Below are 17,976 nucleotides of genomic sequence, written 5' to 3'. Positions count from 1 at the left end.
GTAGTAATTCATAAAACAGATGACATATGCAAAAATTTAATAAACTTATTTATACTGCTTCGATTGTGTCGTGTAATATATTAATAGAGTATATATCGAGGAGTCGAAACATCATTATGAAAAAAGGAATTATTACGACTACTATTTGTCTCTTATTAGGAATTGCTATTTTACAGCAAATAAACGAAACGAAATCTATAAAAGCTAAGAATCAATCCAATCACATCATAACAATTGCCCATAGAGGAGCATCTGCCTACGCCCCAGAACATACAATACCGGCTTATAAACTTGGCCAACAATTAAAAGGCGATTATATCGAAATTGACCTTCAAATGACAAAGGACGGGCACTTAATTGCTATGCATGATGATACATTGAATCGAACGACAAATGGATCAGGACTTGTTAAAGATCATACCTTAGAAGAAATAAAAAGGCTTGATGCTAGCGGCTCCTTTAATAAAAAGCATCCCAATCTAGTAAAAGAAGAATTTCAAAATGTAAAAGTACCAACACTTGAGGAAATTATTGAAACGTTTGGTCATGATGCCCGTTATTATATCGAAACAAAATCACCAGAAGATTATCCAGGAATGGAAGAGAAACTACTAGAAATACTGAGTCGATACGAACGAAACGATCCAACTTTTGCAAAGGAAAAAGTCATCATTCAATCCTTTAGTAAAGAAAGCTTAAAAAAGATTCATGGTCTAAATGCTAATATTCCTCTAGTTCAATTATTAACATACAAAAAAGCAAAGTATGTAACTGACGAAGACTTAGAGGAGTATAAAACGTATTGTGTAGGATTAGGTATGAACTATAAGTCTCTAACTGCTACTGATGTCCAAAACATACAAAAACAAGGATTAGCAGTTCATCCATTTACAGTGGATAACGAGCAGGATATGAAAAAACTGATTAAATGGGGCGTAGATGGAATGTTTACAAATTATCCAGATCGTTTGCAGCATGTAATTTCAACAGTTTATAAGTAAGTGTAGCTTTACAAAAAAGATTAGATTATTTTTTGATGCCTAACTTAGTTCGTATAACACACCCTTTATAATTATTTTTCGCTGTACTTCTAATATGAACTATGAGAAAGAATATGTAGCAATGATAAAGGAGAATATCATGTACACAATTGGACAAGTTGCTAAATTTTTAGGTGTATCTAGAGATACTTTGAAATTTTATGAAGAAAAAGAATTAGTAAAGCCTAAACAAAATATTGAGAATGGATATAGAAAATATAACCACTTTGATATATATGACATAACAACAGTCAATTTCTATAGAGAAATTGATATTGAAATTAAAAAAATTCAAGAATTAAGAAAAGGGAAAGAGATAGAAGAGATTAAAACATTATTTGAAGAGAAAGAACGGGATGTATTAAAGGAAATAGAATATAAAAAGCTTCTTTTAAAAAAGCTTCAAATTGTAAAAGAAGATTGTGAAAAAATTAGACAATTTTTAGGAAGATACACAGTAAAAGAAATGAAGCCTTTAGAAATAAAAGGTGAGATAGAACATTTTACTGCGTATGATGAATATGAAACTCTAAAAACGAATACAGACAACTTAAAAAAGGCAGTCACTCTAACATCTTTAAGAAGAATCATAAGTTTCAATGAAGAAGGTGTTGTAGAAGAGAAGTTTGTAATTGTAAGGAAAATAGAAGACTCTGATAAAGAAATAGAAGGTGAAATTCTCTCTCACCCAAAATGTATTTATACAGTTATTGAAGACGGAAGATGGTCAACTGGTGGGAAAAGTATCGATCATAACGTGGAAGCTAGTTTAAGAACAGTAGCAATAGAAAAAGGTTATGAACTTTTAGGGTTAGTTTATATAAATCTATTACTTACCACTTATGAAGATGGACTTGAACGTATATTTTTAGAAATCTATGCCCCTATAAAATAATCCATACATGTATTGACCTGTGAGTAACCCTCAGGTTTAAGCTGAAGGTATTCGTAAGTATAGAAGTTATTACATTTACGAAATACTTCGTTTAAAAAGGGGATTACGCATGAATAGCGAAAAGAAACTAAAAAAACCAGTAGTAAGTTTTATTCTACTAACCAATATCATTTTTTTGCCACTTTTCTTTCTTGTAGGAGCTATAAGTATGTTAGGATTTCCTGCATGGGTCTTTGATATCATGTTCTGTATATCATCTTGGTCCTCAACATTTGCTTTTATAGCACTATTTAAAAAAATTTATCCTGAGCAGTATTTTATACACTTTGTTAAAGATAAGTTCAAGAATAAACTTCAGTTTTCTGTAATTCTTACTGCAGGTATGATTCAAATCTTCATATTTTTGATAACTTTGTTTCTTGTATCCGATAATGATGGAGCAGATTCTATTTTTAACATATCTTCATGGGGAATGTTAAGCTATTTCTTTATTAAAAACTTTCTTGCTGGACCATTAGGAGAAGAAATAGGGTGGAGAGGTTTCGCTCAAATTGAACTCCAAAAGAAGTATTCTCCACTAAAATCTTCAATAATCATAGGTTTTTGGTGGGGGATATGGCATCTCCCCATATGGTTTACTACAGGATATACAGGCATTGATTTAATCAAATATATTCTATTCTTTATGATTTCAATCATAACCATAAAGATCGTCATGACAGCATTTTATAACTTAAATCAAAATTTAATCATCCCAATCATCATTCATCAATTTTTCAATTTTTTTATTGGTATCATAAACGGAAACTTAATCGATTTAATCATGTATAATGCCATTTTTTATTTAGTCGTAGCTGTTTTAATAATTGCTATAAATCCAAAGAAAGTCTTGTATGGGAAGAACCATTTTATAATGAAATGAATCGATTATATGAAATAAGAGCACGTCTTGAACAGTTTTTTTCAAACCATGCTCTTTATTGCCAATAACATTAATTCGAAATTATAATGGATATAATTGGATTTTTTTAACTGAAGTGGATGAAAAGATTGTAGAAAATACAAACGGAAACTTTTTATACAGTAATGGGTATGAAGGGAAAAATATAGATACACCATTACTTATGTCAAGTATCACCAAGCTATTTACGACCACTTGTATTTGTATTTAAAATGTGAATGCTAAAATCCATTTTGAGCGATCTTTTATCTCAATGGATTCTTTTTATTGCGTAAGGGAAAGAAATGCCGATAAGGAGGAAACCATAATGGCTGAAAAAACGAGAACGATAGAAATTATGCCTTATAATCCTGAATGGAAAACAGAATTCAAGAAAATAAAAATGATGCTTGAAGGTTATATCGGTGATTTAACTTTACGAATTGAGCATGTAGGAAGTACCTCTGTTGAAGGCTTAGCCGCGAAACCAATTATTGATATTGATGTGGTTATAGAGAGTTATGATATTTTGCCTAATATCATACAACGATTAGAAAAGGAAGGCTATCAACACCAAGGAAATTTAGGAATTGAAGGACGTGAAGCTTTTCAAAGAACCTATAAAGATGATTTCATGAAATATCATCTTTATGTTTGTCCAATGAATAGTAAAGGCTATTTGGAGCATATTGCTTTACGTGATTATTTATCGTCAAATCAGGCTGCACGTCAAGAATATGAAGAATTGAAATATAGATTAGCTGAAAACTATCGATATGATATTGATCGATATTGTGAAGGGAAAACAAATTTTATAAAAAGGACTTTAGAGAAAACACTTTATAAAAATTAGAAGGGAATAAACATGAGAATTGCTACTTTTAATATTTGGAATAAGCAAACGTTATGGAAAGAACGGCTTAGAGCTATTTGTGAAGAAGTAAGGACAATTAACGCAGATATTCTTGCCTTACAAGAAGTCAGAACCCAAATAGATGCAGAAAAAAATATAAATGTGGCACAATTCATTGCGAATCAAACGAATTATCCATATTGTATTTTTGAAAACTATCCGGATTCTCCAGATGAAGGGCTTGCCTTTTTAAGTAAAATCCCTATTTCTAAAAAATCCGTCATTTGGGATGCAAATATTGAAGAAACAAACTACTGCGCTATTAGAATTACTTTTCAGTATAAAAGATTTGAATTTGGTGTAACGAACGTTCATCTAAACTGGAAGTCCTACGAAATTAGAGAACAACAAATGAAAGCCGTACATGACTGGATTTTAGAAGAAAATATAAACAGACAATATGAAATCCTTTGTGGAGATTTTAATGACAATCCTGAATCCAGTATACATCATTTCTTAACTCATCATGATTGGTTAGATATCGCACAATTTAAAGAAAAGCAATGTAACATGAAGGTGCAACCGACTTTAGATTTTAAAAATAATCCTTACTTACATAACTCCGAAATACCAAGTCGCTATGATTGGATATTGCTAAAAACATACAAACTACTAAATTTACAAATACGAAATGTAAAGATTTTTGGAAATAAGCCCACTACTAGAGCGCAAATTGTTCCAAGTGATCATTATGGTGTTTTTGTAGAATTCAATTTACCCTGCATTAACAAACAGTAAACTCCCAGCTAAAAACTCAAGGTTAAGCGAAGAACATAATGGAAGTTTCCTCTTCTTTTAAAGAAGAGGATTTTTTACTATGAGTCTGTGAACTCTCGTGGATTCTATATGCTCCTGATATAAACTACTAGATAACCACTTTACAGCAGCTCCTTATGATAAAAAAACTAGAGCCATAATCTGTTTACATTTTTATACCTAAAATAATCGTTCAATTCGTTTTCAAATTTTTAAGAGAAAGAGGTGATTCATGGTATAAGACGAATATATTGAATAGCTTAGTTTTGTGATACAAAGATGTTGGTGATCATAATGACTTAACTAAAGGAGCTAAATGCAGAGGGAAATGAAAAAAATATTAATGAAGTATATGACCAGATTTACAACACTAAGTGAAGAAGCACAACAGGCAATACTTGAAGAAATACAAATTGAAGAATATAAAAAAGGAACAATACTCCTTAGACAAGGAGATGTTCCAACAAGATGTTATTTTGTATTGAAGGGATGTGTTAGACAGTATTCTATAGATGAAGCAGGAAAAGAAATCACATCCAATTTTTATACTGAAGAACAAGCAATTTCGAATTTTAATCATCATAGACAGGATAAATCATCCACGTGCTCTTTAATTTGTCTAGAAAACTGTGTACTAGTCGTTGGTGATTTGGGGTTCGAAAAGGACATGTATAATAAATACTCACAATTGGAAACAATGACACGCACGATGATTGAGCTTAATTTTGGTGAGGTACAAGATGAATTGGCCTCATTTCTTGCATCAACTCCAGAGGGACGCTACAAAGCACTGTTACGAAAACGACCTTATTTAGTCGATCGTGTACCTCAACATCAATTGGCGAGTTATCTTGGTATCACCCCGGAATCATTAAGTAGAATCAAGAAACGAATCAAAGAAGATAAATTTTAAGTAGATGTTATACTTTTCCTCCTCTGAATAGCAGCCAAATGCCAAAACCTAATTCTCCTAGAATCATTGGTATATTAAATCCAATTTCAAGAATTGAAATTAATACATCATATTGTGAAAAAATCGTGTTTAATACATTAATAACAATATAGCCTATTGAAGCAAGCAATAACAAGGCGCTAATGATTTTAGGTATTTTATGTGACTTGAAAACCAAATAACCTACAATCATGAGATGTCCGCCGAAAATTATCAATCCTATAGACCACATACATTCAAACGCTTCAAGAAAAAGCAGCATCTGTGCCTGAAGTTGATCGGTTTTAAATGATGATAAATAGTCTGTACTTTGCGTAAGAAATAATACAAAGATCAAATTCAGTATAGCAATGCCTAATATCGTCACATAAGTAAGGTGGAACCATGCCCCAAGTAATGAAAGGTTTTTATTAATTGACTTCAGAAAAACATAGAAAGCCCACGCAACCACAATGTCAGTAATCAAAATGATGACCCAGCCTAAAATTTCAGCTTTGAAAAGCAGATTCGATGACTTAATGTTATGAAAAGTGGCGCTGGCATCTCCTTGTACTACAAGACTTCCGTGTGCAAAGCCATAGGAGAAAAATGCAGCAAGGGCCATGATGAGAAGTGATGTGCCAGCAATCAAAGCCGATTTTCGTTGAAATGATTGTTTTTTTATTGAGATAACCATAATATCCCCTCCTAATACAATGTTGGTTTCATTTTAATAGGAAAATCATGACAGTTCATTGACTTAAATCAACCGTTTAAAAAAATATCTTCCTGATCAATATAATGTTTCAAAAGGAGTTAAATATGGTAAACATACAATTGAAAATCGTAACAAGAGAAAACTGGGAAGAGGCATTAAAATTACAAGTATCCAAGGAGCAAAATCAGTTTGTCCCCGCTGTAGCTGTATCGCTTGCAAAAGTATATATCAAACCAGATGGCGAAAATGTAGAATATATACCGTTTGCTATATACGATAATAATGTTATGGTCGGATTTATTATGCATGCTTTCGATAGAAATACAGTAAACATGTATTGGATTAATGGCTTTATGATCGATGAAAAATATCAGGGAAGAGGATGCGGAAAATCAGCGTTAATAGAAATGATTAAATGGATTACCAGCCATTTTCCTCAATGCAAAGAGATTCGTCTAACTGTTCATAAAGAGAACATTCGGGCAAAAAGGTTATATGAAAACTATGGCTTTGTTGATCTTGGGCATGTTTATGATGGAGAACAAGTATATCGTTTAACTTTAATTTGAAAAATACATAAAGAGGTGGAACCCAATTGAAAACAAAATTTCATCATATTGTAAGAGGCGTCATTATAAAAGATAACAAGCTTTTAATAGCAAATTATAAAGGGCATCATTCTTTTCTACCAGGTGGTCATGTAGAATTAGGAGAGCCTGCAGAATGTGCATTAATTCGTGAACTTAAAGAAGAAATAGGTATAGAGTGTGAAGTTAAGCGTTTTTTAGGGGTGATTGAAAACGAGTGGCAAGATAGCGAAACTCTTCATTATGAAATTAATCATGTTTTCGAAGTCTATAGTAAAGACTTACATAGTGATATAACACCGATTTCTAAAGAATCTCATTTGGAATTTCATTGGATTATTCTTAATCATGAAAATCTAATTACATATAAAATAATGCCTGAACCCTCTGTTCAAAAGTTAATAGAAAAAGTACAAAAAGAAGATTTATCAGATTGTTGGATTAGCAATTTATAAAGTATTGCTGAAGAGTATTGGGTACTTAAGTGTTAATAATAAGGCATAGTACCCAACTTATCCTTAATAAACATTAGAAAGTTTCATCCCCTTCAAATAAAATAATAAATTCACCTTTATTGTACAGAAGATTTAAACCTCAGACAGTGCTCCGTTTATAAAATTAAATCCAATATATCAGCCTTCTAAAAATAGGCAACCGAACAAGGTACATCACCCAGTAAAAATTCATATTTTGTTGTTGTACGTATTGAAGTTGATTTATAGTTTCTATATTTATCACCGTTTAGTATAGAAATAAATATAGAAAAACGGCGATAAATTGTGCTGGGTAGAAGCTCTAATTTATAAACGGAGGTTATAAAAATGAATGAATTTCAACAAGAACTGCAATCATTGAACTTAAATGATTATCATTCTGGAAATGTTGTGTACTGGGATAATCAAAATCAATATCCATATTATTATGCACAAGAAGATGCTCGTCGCTGCGGTGGTTGTGGCGGTTGCGGACGTTGTGGTGGATGCGGTGGACGCTGCTTCGGATGCGGCGGTTGTGGTGGCGGATGTTTCAGATGCTTTAGCTGCTTTAGTTGTTGGAGCTGGTGGTTCATTTAACACTTTAGCATAAATAAATTTATTATATGAAAGAAAAGTGTATATACATGTTTATATTGTAGAGACACTTTTCTTTCATTTTGTAGAGTAAATAATGAAAAGGATATCTTCTATTTTCATCGAAATTACTATTTGATATAGAATTTCATACAGAGGTGAATGAGACATTGCATGCATACCAAAAATTAATTTCATGGGTAGAAAATATAAAAGAACAGAATCATAGTTCTGCAGCAGCACTTTTTATGATGAAAAATAATAAAGTCGTACTTGAACATTATAGCGGGAATCATTCTAATGCTGAAAATAGCGCTCCTATAACAGCGTCTTCACAATTTAATGTCGCCTCCGCTAGAAAGAGTTACTTAGGCTTAGCAGTTGCTTATGCACTATATGAAGGGAAGATAAAACATCTTGATGATTATGCAGTAGATTATTTCAATGATTATGATGAGCATTTACTTGGTAAAACAACCTTAAGACATTTAGTAACGCATTCACATGGTTTAAATGAAAAAGAAGACGGAACAATTTATCGGGAATTTGAACCTGGGCAAGGGTGGGCATACAGGGATATTAACGTACGTATGATGACACACCTTATTTATCAGCTATACGATAAACCTTTTCCTGCGTTATTAAATGAACGCATCTTCATACCAGGTGGATTTAAAGAAACCGGGTGGAGAAAGACGGATTATGAGAATTTAGTAAAGGTAATCGTAAATCCTTATGAAGAAGCAATATGTAGCACTGGTATATTAGATGATGGAACAGAAAAAAATCTTTTTGTTTCCGCTAGAGAATTTGCCTATTGGGGAAATTTGCATTTAAATGAAGGAGTTATAAACGGAAAACAGATCGTACCGAAAGAGGTCATTAAAATTGCAACAAGTTTTCAAAGCCCAAAATATGAAAACATGGACCTACCGCAAAACGGATGTTTTTGGTTTGTTCAAAACACACCCGCATTACAAAGTGAGCTTGGAGAAAGGGTACCTAAAGGTTCCTATCAAATTTTAGGCATTACAGGACCAACTATTTTAGTTATCCCAAAATATAATGTTGTCGTGGCCAAAATGTACAATAAAAGATATAACTATGGAGGAGATAACTATCTGTATTATTTACGAGAATTTAGCAATTTAGTCGCCGATACATTCTCGACATCCTCTTTTACATACCAGTAAAAACATTTAAATTAGGGTATAACTACTTTTATAAAGAAAAGGAGTGATCCCTTATGAAAAAGCAGACAAATAAAATTAAAAAGCAAAACACCCAAGATACGAACACGGAGCAAAATGCTATATATAGTGATCCAAAAGACGCTGCAAATATGCAAACTGTTCCGCAGCCAAAAGATTATGAGGAAATCGAATATTGATTTTTCTCTTTATAAGACTTTTTTATGAAAAAAAATACATCTTAAGCCCCATAAAAATAAAGTTAATATTTGATACTATGTGTATATAAGCATTTGAAAATGGCTTATCTTAACACAGCTTCGTTACAATACATCCGTATATAATCTAATCGACAAAAAGACGTTTCTTAAAGAAGCGTCTTTTTGTTTATTTAATACAAGATAGTAATTTCCAATTTTAAAACAGTATCTTGTATTTCAGTGCGGATATACTAAATTGTGATAAGTAATGTCATGATAAGAGAGGGACAGTTCGCGTGAAACAAACATCTATAAATCCATTACTGATTGTTCTAGGTACAGTCATTGTGCAAATTGGTCTTGGAACCATTTATACATGGAGTTTATTTAATCAACCTTTAGTAAGTAAATTTGGCTGGGAACTTAATGCTGTGGCGATAACTTTCTCAATTACAAGCTTTTCTTTATCATTTTCAACTTTATTTGCAGGTAAATTGCAGAAAAAGTTGGGGCTTCGTAAACTTATCGCAACGGCAGGTATCATTCTTGGGATTGGATTAATACTTAGCTCACAAGTTTCCTCATTACCATTGCTGTATTTACTAGCTGGCGTCGTGGTAGGTTATGCAGATGGAACAGCTTATATCACATCATTATCAAATTTAATTAAATGGTTTCCAAAGCGGAAAGGTCTCATTTCTGGGATATCAGTCTCAGCATATGGAATGGGTAGTTTAATTTTTAAATACGTAAATGGAAAGCTCATTGATACGGTAGGTGTATCAGAAGCTTTTTTATATTGGGGTATAATCGTTTTAATTATCATACTCACAGGATCTTTCTTCTTACGTGAAGCTATTACGCATGAAACAGTATCTGAAACAGTAAGTAATGATTACTCAACGAAAGAAATGTTACGTACAAAACAAGTTTATTTATTGTTTTTTATGTTATTTACATCATGTATGAGCGGCTTATATTTAATCGGTATGGTAAAAGATATTGGCGTTCAACTTGTAGGACTTAGCGCCGCTACCGCTGCTAACGCTGTTGCGATGATTGCAATTTTTAATACTATTGGCCGAATTATTCTCGGGACATTATCGGATAAAATAGGACGATTGAAAATTGTATCCGCAACTTTTGTCGTAATTGGCTTATCTGTTTTCACACTGAGTTTTATGGATCTAAACTATGCCATTTATTTTACTTGTGTTGCAAGTGTAGCATTTTGCTTCGGAGGCAATATTACGATATTCCCGGCAATCGTGGGTGATTTCTTCGGTTTAAAAAATCATAGTACAAATTACGGAATCGTATATCAAGGTTTTGGCCTTGGAGCGCTTGCAGGTTCATTTATTGGAGCACTATTAGGCGGATTCCAGCCAACTTTCAATACAATCGGTATACTATGTATCGTTTCCTTTATTATTGCTATTTTCATTCGACCACCAAGCAAGGATAAAAAGAAAACAACACAAAATCCATATCAAAAAGTAGCTTAATCCATCAAACCAAAAAGTGCAAGGAATTTAAAAAAGAACGCTTAGAGTGCCATTTATATGGACAACTCATATAGATATTATAGTAAAAAGCGAACCCTCTATTTAAGAGCAGTTCGCTTTTTACTATAATTAAATTTCTTGCCACCAAGAAGATGTAGGATAATCTTTAGATTTTAACATAATAGATTCTCCAATTTGCGGCGTTGCAATTTTAATCCTTAAACGATTTGCTTCTTTTATAACTCGTTCAATCGGATCACTCCATTCATGCAATGCTAATGTAAAAGCTCCCCAATGAATAGGGACAAGCAATTCTCCTTTAACATCGATATGAGCTTGCACAGTTTCTTCTGGCAACATATGAATAGCAGACCATCTCGTATCATATTGTCCACACTCCATTAAAGTAAGGTGAAACGGCCCGTATTGATCACCAATTTCTTTAAAGTGAGCAGCATATCCACTATCACCACTAAAAAAGATTTTCGTTTCTTGGCCAAGGATAACCCATGAACACCATAACGAACGATCTCTATCTGTTATACTTCGTCCTGAGAAATGTCTTGCAGGTGTACAAACTAACTTAATATTATCAAACATAATTTCATCCCACCAGTTATGTTCGCTAATTTTACTAGGTAAAACACCCCAATTAATAAGATAACGCGCAACTCCAGTTGGAACATAAAAATGCTTTGCACGATCTTTTAACTGCATAATACTTTTGTGATTTAAATGATCATAGTGATTATGAGAAATGATAATCGCATCAATTTCTTGAAGGTCTTCACGTTCTAAAGAAAAAGCGCCACTGTAACGTTTGCTATTAAAGATAGGAAACGGGGAAGAGGCCTCACCAAACATTGGGTCTAATAAAAGATTTTTACCCTCTATTTTTATAAGAGAAGCAGAATGACCAAACCATGTAATACTTTCTAAATAATTATTATCTTTATGCGGTAAAACAATGGGTAATTGTTTTATAGGACGTAGTTTAGTTTTCATCTTAAAATAATCCGTCATTAAACCGATAATATCTTTCGTATGAAAACTGACATCAGTAGGAATTTGATTTTGATATTTCTTTTTCATTGGTTCTCCTTAGAAATATATAGATTTTCACTTTAGTCTTCTGAGTTTATATTATAACGTTTTATATTGCACATTTTATGATTTACTATTTATAAAATCGACAAATATAAACCATGAAGGGAAAATATAGAGTATTTTCTATAATAGGGGATAAAACTATATTATCCATTTAAATCAAAGGAAGGTGAGATGATTTTATGAAGAAAATAGTTTGGTTATTAAGTTTTTGTTTTTTAATCACTTATTGTCATATTAAATCCCCTGTAATTTATGCGGAAGAAGGACAAGTCTTTACATTTATTGTAGATCAACCAGCACTATTGCATTTTTTAAATGCAACTTCCCAGGAATATACGAATGCGATGCAAAAAGGAGTAACTTTAGCTGAGTTCGCATCTAAAAAAGGAATAAGTGAGTCAAAGTTAATTCATTATTTTGCAATTCAACAACAAAAACAAATGGATTTGGCATTAAAAAATGGTCAAATCGATGAAGAAATGTACAAAGGATTGCTAAGTGATATGAATCATGGGATTTCTAAAACGATAAACTATAACCCACAGGCTTTTAAATAAAACATATATTGATTTAGGTCTTTTAGAGAATTAAATACTATATGTTCAACAAGAATAGAGGAAACCCATAATATTGAGTTTCCTTGAATTTTAATTTGAATCAACATTAAAATTTAACAGCGCCAAAATTAAAAAGCATATTCGAATAGCAAATAATTAATAATCTCATTTAAAAATTAATGTTAGTCAGTATTTCTTTTACAAAGTGCGTTTTATCATCAGCATATTTATGTTTATTATTTGGATTCGCATTAGATAACTGAATTTTTAACTGTTCATACTCTATCCGAGCTGCATCATTATTTTTTAAGTAATCCCGAAAACTCAATTGTTCAATTAAATATTTATGCTTTTTTTCATACATATGAATCTGATGTGTTCTCGGTTCACCTTTATTGAAATAGTATCTTTCAGGTAATACTCTATCTCTATATCTATATCTATAATTTAACTTTTCTAACTCCGCAATGCATTTCAAACCATCATCAAAATTCTTTAGTTCGATAGCAATATCAATAATTGGTTTTGCACTCAAATATGGAACTGAAGTACTTCCAATATGGTGTATTGCAAAAATATATTCTCCAATTTGAGATTCAATTAATTGCTTCTCTTTTAAAAATTCGATTTCCCATTCTTTAGTCCAAGGTACTAAAAAAACTTCCCCACGAGGTAATCCTAACATTTGATTAACTCCTTCTGCATACTATTTTTTCTTTCGTTATATATACCTATTCTACAAATATTTCAAAAAAGCCTGTTAAAATCACGAAGGTGAGATACTAGAGGGAGATACTCTATCCTGGGAAAAAGGCGGCTGGAATGTATCCAAAAATAGTGGGGTATATTGGGACATGGAGCGTGACATGTTTTATTCTGTAGGATCTAAGCTTGACATAGATCAAAAGTCACCCTCATTGAACAAAGAGAAAACCCCACAAGAAACTATTCTTCGCCTAAAAATCCATGAAATTATTGTAATGAGAGAAGAAAGAGAAAGTGCTAAGAGGATAGCCTGTCTTGTGCACGATATGCGTAATACATTAATTACTTTTAATAAAGAAGACGCAGAGAGTTTACCAATCTCATACTTACATTCATTCAAAAAATATCTCCCATGCTGATATGTTGCTATGAGAAGAAAAAACAAAAGGGACTTTACTATAAAAATAGTTAATAAAGGAGAATACTTTTTCTTTGTAGAAAATACACATTAGCTACTTTTTTGTAGGGAAGTTTGCGTGTATTGTTAACGTAGAAAGAAAGGAAGCGAACAAATATAATGCTTCAAAATGGAATTACTTACATAACAGTCAATCACATACGTCATTGGTGCAAAATTGCTGGTACAAAGCATAAAACAATACCAATTGTTGTTGTTCACGGTGGTCCAGGTGGAAATCATTATGTATTTGAACGGACAATTGGTCAAAGGCTAGAAGAATTTACAACTGTCATATATTATGAACAGCGCGGCTGTGGACGTTCTGATGCTCCTGAGAACAAAAATGATTACTCCATTCCTACCCTAGTGGATGATCTTGAAAAACTACGAGAAGAACTACAAATTCCGAAGTTCCACTTACTCGGTTATTCTTTTGGCGGGCAGCTTAGTTTAGAATATACGTTAGCTTACCCAGAGCGAGTAGCAACTTTACTTCTGCAAGCTCCATCTTCAGGTGACTCTGAACATTCGTATCACGTTCAGCTTACTGGATTCGAAAAGGTTGCTCAAAAAGACATAAAACAACAAATTCAACACATTCTACAACTTCCTGTATCTTTAAAAGAACGGTACGATATGGTATGGAATATTGTAGACACAGCAACAGTCGATCGTTTGCTTTTTCAGGATGAAAAATATGCGAAATACAATCGTTCACTTTGGGAAGAAAGTGGATTAATCAACCCAGGATTGATGGCGAAAGCTTTATTTCAATCTCCTCCATCTATTCCTTTGAAAGAGCGTACCTACGAAATTACTATTCCATCTCTATTCCTTGTCGGAATGCATGATCGTAATACAGGGATAGAAATGACAAAAGAGCTTGCTAGCAATATGCCAAATGCTACCTTTGCACTCTTTGAACATAGCGCTCATTTTCCAGACATGGAAGAAACAGAAGCTTACGCGATGACTATTAAAAAGTTTCTTTTATAGATTTATGCATAGTTGATAAGTGTATTTATAGTAAATAAAGGTGTTTTCATATATAGAAAACACCTTTTCAATCTGCAACTTACTTATATGCTAACGCAGACTAGTGGCATGGAGCTGTTTGTCTCCAAGTTACGCTAGAAAAACCGCTCATTCGTAACATTGTATCAAGGTCATTTACTTTCGGATAATCCTCTGTAGGATCCCACCTTTTTCCTATTCGTTGTTTCGCATCCTCCATAGCTAATTTTGATGCAAACATAATGTCTAATAAGAGAAGTTTCCCATCGGGTTTAAGGATACGATACACTTCCTTGCAAGCCTTTTCTCTTTCCTCAGGTAAAACCTCATGAAAACAAAAACTTGAAATAACAGCATCAAACTTCTCACTTTTTTGTCCTGTATTCGTAAATGTACCAGTACTTAAATGATAATTAGGATACTTATTTTTACATTGTTCTAACATTTTTTCTGACAAGTCAATTCCCCAAATATTATAGTCATTCTTACTAACTAAAGATACGAAAGCACCTGTACCAATTCCAATATCAAGAATTACATGTTTATCGCTAGCATTAAGCATTTGCTTAGCTTCAAGCAAACTATGATTGTATCCAAAAAGTGGTCCATTTGGATTCTCTAAACTTTCATCATATGTTCGCGCCCAATCATCAAAAAGTTTTTGTGTAGTTTCAGACGTACGAAGCAAATATTATTCCTCTCTTTATAAATTATCTACCTCTGTTTTCAATGTGAAAGTGTTGTTAATATTCATCATTGTTATCACTCCAATCAATATGTAATTAATTAATGTCTTCGATTCAAAATTTTGAAATCCTGCTATTGTTAAAAAAAACCAATTCGAAGTTTTTTGGATAAATTTCCACACCTTAACAGAACATTCTTGCAAGCTATAAAGATAATGCTAATAAGCTGGAGTGATGAAAGATGTACTTTCCAATACCCAGGCCTAGAGGACGAAAATACGGTAGTAATCATTGGATGGCACACAGTTCAAAATTAAAAAGAAATGTTCGTTTATTTAGTAACTTATAATACGATCACTAGTTGTCTGTAAAAACAGACGCAGATGTTCTTCGCTTTTGCAAACAACATATAGTTTTCAAGGTGAAATTCGTCAATCTGTTTTTGATATGTGGCTCCAAAAACAAGATGGGGGAAGAGGTCATAGAAGTAAAATAAGAAAATGAAGTGCTTCCTCAACACTTAAACTATGAACGGACTATGCAACAAATCCAGGTCCAAAAAAAATGGTGTAAAGAAAGAGGATTAAATGTATTTTTATCAGGAAAAAAGTGTTATGAAAGGGTTAAACACAAAATTACGACTATCGATAAAAAACACCTTGTAAGATACTTAATCCTCAAAGTAACACATGATGAAATCGTGATATAAAAAACATTTATCAATGTAAGTAGGGAAGAGGTATACAATATTTAAAGAAATAATTATGTAACTCGAAATGAACAGGGGGAGTTAATATGACTGTAGTATGTTTAGTTAGACATGGCGAAACAGATTGGAATGTCGAGGGAAGACTACAAGGACGAGAAGATATTGAATTAAACGAAAATGGGAAACTACAAGCCAGGAATTGTGGTGTATATTTAAAAGAAGAAAACTGGGACATTATTATTACAAGCCCTCTTAAACGAGCGAAACAGACAGCTAAAATTATAAACACACATGTACCTATTCAGAATTTTATCGAAATGAAGAATTTTATAGAACGCGATTATGGTGAAGCTTCAGGATTAACTGTAGATGAACGAGAAAAATTATTTCCAAAGCGAGACTACAAAAATCAAGAGCCAAGAGAATTACTTACAAAAAGAGTTATAAGTGGTCTGGATACAATACAGAGAAAACATCCTAATAATAAAGTTATTTTAGTTGCTCACGGTGCGGTCATAAATGCTATACTTGCTCATTTATCAAACGGTAAGATTGGTTCAGGAAAAACAAAACTAATGACAGCTTGTATAAGTCGGATTCAATATAATCAAAAACAATGGAGAATCAATGAATTTAATCAAGTAGCTCACTTATGAATGAGATTTATTAGCTCCTGACCGTAGGAATGCCCATGCAGTATGCGTCAGCAGAATTTTTGTCGGTGCCACTTCACTAAACTTGCGACAAAAATGTTAGGACTTCTCTGTGGAACGATACAAATTGACTTTCCATTCACTATAGGCCAGCAGCAAATAGATCCAAGTATGGTCATTTTGAATGAATATATAAGTATGCGCAATCAATAACTATAAAAAACAAAACACAAACATACGTTCTTTTAGTGTGATAGAATAAAAAGGAAGGGGGGAGATTGATTAAAAGGGGGCGATAAAAATGTTAGAAGAGAGTAAACGGCACTATAAATGTACATTAGAAAAGTCGGAAATCATTAAGCTTTATTTAAAAGGAGAGAGCACATCGAATATCGCGAAATTAGCAAATGTCTCTGCTAGATACATTCGCATGATTTTAGCAGATAACAACGTTGAAACAAGGACGAGGGGCAGCTGGAAGCGAAAGTATCATTTAAACGAAAACTATTTTAAGTACTGGTCTAATAATATGGCATATATCTTAGGCTTTTTCATTGCAGATGGTGTCATTCCGAAAGATAATCAAACAGTAAGTATTTCTCAAAAGGACTCCGAAATTTTAGATGCTATAAAAACAGAATTAACTTCGAATCAACCATTATATCAAAACAAACATACCGGCGTTTATATGTTGAATTTAAATAGCAAAATTATGAAAAACGATTTGATAAACATACACGGAATCACGCCTTGCAAATCATACGATGTACAATTCCCGTATGTCCCAAAAGAATATTTACATCATTTTATTAGGGGGTATTTTGATGGTGATGGTTATATAAACTATCCCACTTATACTGTTAGTTTTGTCGGTGGGTCATCTAGTTTTATGAACTCTTTAAACAGAATTTTACAAGAACAAAATTTAAAATCAAGTTTGGTGAACAAAAAATCATATTATCGTGTAATATTGAGTGGACGAAGAACTATTCAACTTTTTGCGAATTGGATTTATAAAGATAAGGAAATATTTTTGCAAAGAAAATATAATGTATTTCAAAAAGAAACACTTAGTTTAGAAGAATTACAAGATCGAAAATTAAAAAGAACAAAAAACGCAGTAGCCCAAAGAAAAAGAGGTTTTCTCAATCATTATCAACAACATAAATGTATCGATACATCTTGCAAATATATTAGCATTAAAAATTCAACTTTCAAAAAGTGGCTAAAAACAGATTTAGAATTTAAAAAGCAATTCGAGAAATTTAGTTTAAAATAAAGAATCAAAAAAGATTANNTCTTTTTTGATTCTTTACCGATCTGATTTAAAATCTAGT

General features: G+C 32.4%; 21 protein-coding genes. 17 read left to right on the top strand and 4 right to left on the bottom strand.

Annotated features, from left to right (window positions below; all coding sequences use genetic code 11):
- Positions 1 to 116 precede the first annotated feature (116 nt).
- The 6 genes from CN373_RS08955 to CN373_RS08930 all read left to right on the top strand — a co-directional run bounded on the left by CN373_RS08955 (position 117) and on the right by CN373_RS08930 (position 5,457).
- Positions 117 to 1,001, top strand: a complete 885-nt coding sequence (locus CN373_RS08955; RefSeq protein WP_098359128.1) for a glycerophosphodiester phosphodiesterase — start codon at positions 117 to 119, stop codon at positions 999 to 1,001.
- Positions 1,002 to 1,140: 139 nt separating this feature from the next.
- Positions 1,141 to 1,935: a MerR family transcriptional regulator gene (locus CN373_RS08950; protein WP_098359127.1), complete on the top strand. Its 795-nt coding sequence runs from the start codon at positions 1,141 to 1,143 to the stop codon at positions 1,933 to 1,935.
- A gap of 109 nt (positions 1,936 to 2,044) precedes the next feature.
- Complete coding sequence (locus CN373_RS08945; protein WP_098359126.1) at positions 2,045 to 2,857, top strand: CPBP family intramembrane glutamic endopeptidase; 813 nt, start codon at positions 2,045 to 2,047, stop codon at positions 2,855 to 2,857.
- Between the two features lie 346 nt (positions 2,858 to 3,203).
- Positions 3,204 to 3,728 (top strand): GrpB family protein, encoded by a 525-nt coding sequence (locus CN373_RS08940; RefSeq protein WP_098359125.1) that lies wholly within the window; start codon positions 3,204 to 3,206, stop codon positions 3,726 to 3,728.
- A 12-nt stretch (positions 3,729 to 3,740) separates the two neighbouring features.
- Positions 3,741 to 4,526, top strand: coding sequence for an endonuclease/exonuclease/phosphatase family protein (locus CN373_RS08935; protein ID WP_098359124.1), 786 nt, complete (start codon positions 3,741 to 3,743; stop codon positions 4,524 to 4,526).
- Between the two features lie 346 nt (positions 4,527 to 4,872).
- Positions 4,873 to 5,457: a Crp/Fnr family transcriptional regulator gene (locus CN373_RS08930; RefSeq protein WP_098359166.1), complete on the top strand. Its 585-nt coding sequence runs from the start codon at positions 4,873 to 4,875 to the stop codon at positions 5,455 to 5,457.
- Positions 5,458 to 5,464: 7 nt separating this feature from the next.
- Here the strand turns inward: CN373_RS08930 and CN373_RS08925 are convergent, their stop codons facing one another.
- The gene (locus tag CN373_RS08925) at positions 5,465 to 6,172 is read right to left on the bottom strand and encodes a DUF4386 domain-containing protein (RefSeq protein WP_098359123.1); all 708 of its coding nucleotides are present in this window, start codon (positions 6,170 to 6,172) and stop codon (positions 5,465 to 5,467) included.
- 125 nt (positions 6,173 to 6,297) lie between these two features.
- On the opposite strand from CN373_RS08925, the gene CN373_RS08920 reads away from it, so the two are divergent.
- From CN373_RS08920 to CN373_RS08895, 6 genes are all read left to right on the top strand, one after another.
- Complete coding sequence (locus CN373_RS08920) at positions 6,298 to 6,762, top strand: GNAT family N-acetyltransferase (RefSeq protein ID WP_111901903.1); 465 nt, start codon at positions 6,298 to 6,300, stop codon at positions 6,760 to 6,762.
- A 26-nt stretch (positions 6,763 to 6,788) separates the two neighbouring features.
- A complete protein-coding gene (locus tag CN373_RS08915; RefSeq protein ID WP_000850030.1) occupies positions 6,789 to 7,235 on the top strand; it encodes an NUDIX domain-containing protein in 447 nt (148 codons plus the stop codon).
- A gap of 366 nt (positions 7,236 to 7,601) precedes the next feature.
- Positions 7,602 to 7,853 carry a heterocycloanthracin/sonorensin family bacteriocin gene (locus CN373_RS08910; protein ID WP_033664103.1) on the top strand — a complete coding sequence of 84 codons (252 nt, stop codon included), beginning with the start codon at positions 7,602 to 7,604 and terminating at the stop codon, positions 7,851 to 7,853.
- A gap of 167 nt (positions 7,854 to 8,020) precedes the next feature.
- Positions 8,021 to 9,043, top strand: a complete 1,023-nt coding sequence (locus tag CN373_RS08905) for a serine hydrolase domain-containing protein (protein ID WP_098359121.1) — start codon at positions 8,021 to 8,023, stop codon at positions 9,041 to 9,043.
- Positions 9,044 to 9,096: 53 nt separating this feature from the next.
- Complete coding sequence (locus CN373_RS25525; protein ID WP_000745035.1) at positions 9,097 to 9,240, top strand: hypothetical protein; 144 nt, start codon at positions 9,097 to 9,099, stop codon at positions 9,238 to 9,240.
- Positions 9,241 to 9,536: 296 nt separating this feature from the next.
- Complete coding sequence (locus tag CN373_RS08895) at positions 9,537 to 10,745, top strand: L-lactate MFS transporter (protein WP_098359120.1); 1,209 nt, start codon at positions 9,537 to 9,539, stop codon at positions 10,743 to 10,745.
- A 129-nt stretch (positions 10,746 to 10,874) separates the two neighbouring features.
- Here the strand turns inward: CN373_RS08895 and CN373_RS08890 are convergent, their stop codons facing one another.
- The gene (locus CN373_RS08890) at positions 10,875 to 11,837 is read right to left on the bottom strand and encodes an MBL fold metallo-hydrolase (RefSeq protein ID WP_098359119.1); all 963 of its coding nucleotides are present in this window, start codon (positions 11,835 to 11,837) and stop codon (positions 10,875 to 10,877) included.
- 197 nt (positions 11,838 to 12,034) lie between these two features.
- On the opposite strand from CN373_RS08890, the gene CN373_RS08885 reads away from it, so the two are divergent.
- The gene (locus CN373_RS08885; RefSeq protein ID WP_000725318.1) at positions 12,035 to 12,412 is read left to right on the top strand and encodes a hypothetical protein; all 378 of its coding nucleotides are present in this window, start codon (positions 12,035 to 12,037) and stop codon (positions 12,410 to 12,412) included.
- Positions 12,413 to 12,581: 169 nt separating this feature from the next.
- Here the strand turns inward: CN373_RS08885 and CN373_RS08880 are convergent, their stop codons facing one another.
- Positions 12,582 to 13,097: a GrpB family protein gene (locus CN373_RS08880; RefSeq protein ID WP_098359118.1), complete on the bottom strand. Its 516-nt coding sequence runs from the start codon at positions 13,095 to 13,097 to the stop codon at positions 12,582 to 12,584.
- Positions 13,098 to 13,266: 169 nt separating this feature from the next.
- Between CN373_RS08880 and CN373_RS08875 the strand changes: the two genes are divergently transcribed.
- Both CN373_RS08875 and CN373_RS08870 read left to right on the top strand, forming a co-directional pair.
- The gene (locus CN373_RS08875) at positions 13,267 to 13,536 is read left to right on the top strand and encodes a DUF3893 domain-containing protein (protein WP_098359117.1); all 270 of its coding nucleotides are present in this window, start codon (positions 13,267 to 13,269) and stop codon (positions 13,534 to 13,536) included.
- Positions 13,537 to 13,694: 158 nt separating this feature from the next.
- Positions 13,695 to 14,573, top strand: a complete 879-nt coding sequence (locus tag CN373_RS08870) for an alpha/beta fold hydrolase (protein ID WP_098359116.1) — start codon at positions 13,695 to 13,697, stop codon at positions 14,571 to 14,573.
- Between the two features lie 100 nt (positions 14,574 to 14,673).
- Here CN373_RS08870 and CN373_RS08865 read toward each other — a convergent pair whose 3' ends face one another.
- The gene (locus tag CN373_RS08865) at positions 14,674 to 15,279 is read right to left on the bottom strand and encodes a class I SAM-dependent methyltransferase (RefSeq protein ID WP_098359115.1); all 606 of its coding nucleotides are present in this window, start codon (positions 15,277 to 15,279) and stop codon (positions 14,674 to 14,676) included.
- 793 nt (positions 15,280 to 16,072) lie between these two features.
- On the opposite strand from CN373_RS08865, the gene CN373_RS08855 reads away from it, so the two are divergent.
- Entirely contained in the window at positions 16,073 to 16,642 is a 570-nt protein-coding gene (locus tag CN373_RS08855) for a histidine phosphatase family protein (protein WP_098359113.1), read from the top strand.
- 298 nt (positions 16,643 to 16,940) lie between these two features.
- Positions 16,941 to 17,918, top strand: coding sequence for an LAGLIDADG family homing endonuclease (locus CN373_RS08850; RefSeq protein WP_098359112.1), 978 nt, complete (start codon positions 16,941 to 16,943; stop codon positions 17,916 to 17,918).
- The last annotated feature ends 58 nt before the right edge of the window (positions 17,919 to 17,976 follow it).

The sequence above is a fragment of the Bacillus cereus genome, assembly GCF_002561295.1.
GTDB lineage: Bacteria > Bacillota > Bacilli > Bacillales > Bacillaceae_G > Bacillus_A > Bacillus_A cereus_S.
The sequence above is the reverse complement of the archived record's forward strand: the minus strand, read 5'-3'. Positions and strand labels throughout refer to the sequence as shown.

Coding starts and splice junctions, on each gene's coding strand:
- CN373_RS08945 (WP_098359126.1), top strand. CDS start 2,045: ATGAATAGCGAAAAGAAACTAAAAAAACCAGTAGTAAGTTTTATTCTA.
- CN373_RS08955 (WP_098359128.1), top strand. CDS start 117: ATGAAAAAAGGAATTATTACGACTACTATTTGTCTCTTATTAGGAATT.
- CN373_RS08930 (WP_098359166.1), top strand. CDS start 4,873: ATGAAAAAAATATTAATGAAGTATATGACCAGATTTACAACACTAAGT.
- CN373_RS08870 (WP_098359116.1), top strand. CDS start 13,695: ATGCTTCAAAATGGAATTACTTACATAACAGTCAATCACATACGTCAT.
- CN373_RS08925 (WP_098359123.1), bottom strand. CDS start 6,172: ATGGTTATCTCAATAAAAAAACAATCATTTCAACGAAAATCGGCTTTG.
- CN373_RS08855 (WP_098359113.1), top strand. CDS start 16,073: ATGACTGTAGTATGTTTAGTTAGACATGGCGAAACAGATTGGAATGTC.
- CN373_RS08920 (WP_111901903.1), top strand. CDS start 6,298: ATGGTAAACATACAATTGAAAATCGTAACAAGAGAAAACTGGGAAGAG.
- CN373_RS08950 (WP_098359127.1), top strand. CDS start 1,141: ATGTACACAATTGGACAAGTTGCTAAATTTTTAGGTGTATCTAGAGAT.
- CN373_RS08890 (WP_098359119.1), bottom strand. CDS start 11,837: ATGAAAAAGAAATATCAAAATCAAATTCCTACTGATGTCAGTTTTCAT.
- CN373_RS08875 (WP_098359117.1), top strand. CDS start 13,267: ATGGAGCGTGACATGTTTTATTCTGTAGGATCTAAGCTTGACATAGAT.
- CN373_RS08910 (WP_033664103.1), top strand. CDS start 7,602: ATGAATGAATTTCAACAAGAACTGCAATCATTGAACTTAAATGATTAT.
- CN373_RS08935 (WP_098359124.1), top strand. CDS start 3,741: ATGAGAATTGCTACTTTTAATATTTGGAATAAGCAAACGTTATGGAAA.
- CN373_RS08880 (WP_098359118.1), bottom strand. CDS start 13,097: ATGTTAGGATTACCTCGTGGGGAAGTTTTTTTAGTACCTTGGACTAAA.
- CN373_RS25525 (WP_000745035.1), top strand. CDS start 9,097: ATGAAAAAGCAGACAAATAAAATTAAAAAGCAAAACACCCAAGATACG.
- CN373_RS08850 (WP_098359112.1), top strand. CDS start 16,941: ATGTTAGAAGAGAGTAAACGGCACTATAAATGTACATTAGAAAAGTCG.
- CN373_RS08940 (WP_098359125.1), top strand. CDS start 3,204: ATGGCTGAAAAAACGAGAACGATAGAAATTATGCCTTATAATCCTGAA.
- CN373_RS08885 (WP_000725318.1), top strand. CDS start 12,035: ATGAAGAAAATAGTTTGGTTATTAAGTTTTTGTTTTTTAATCACTTAT.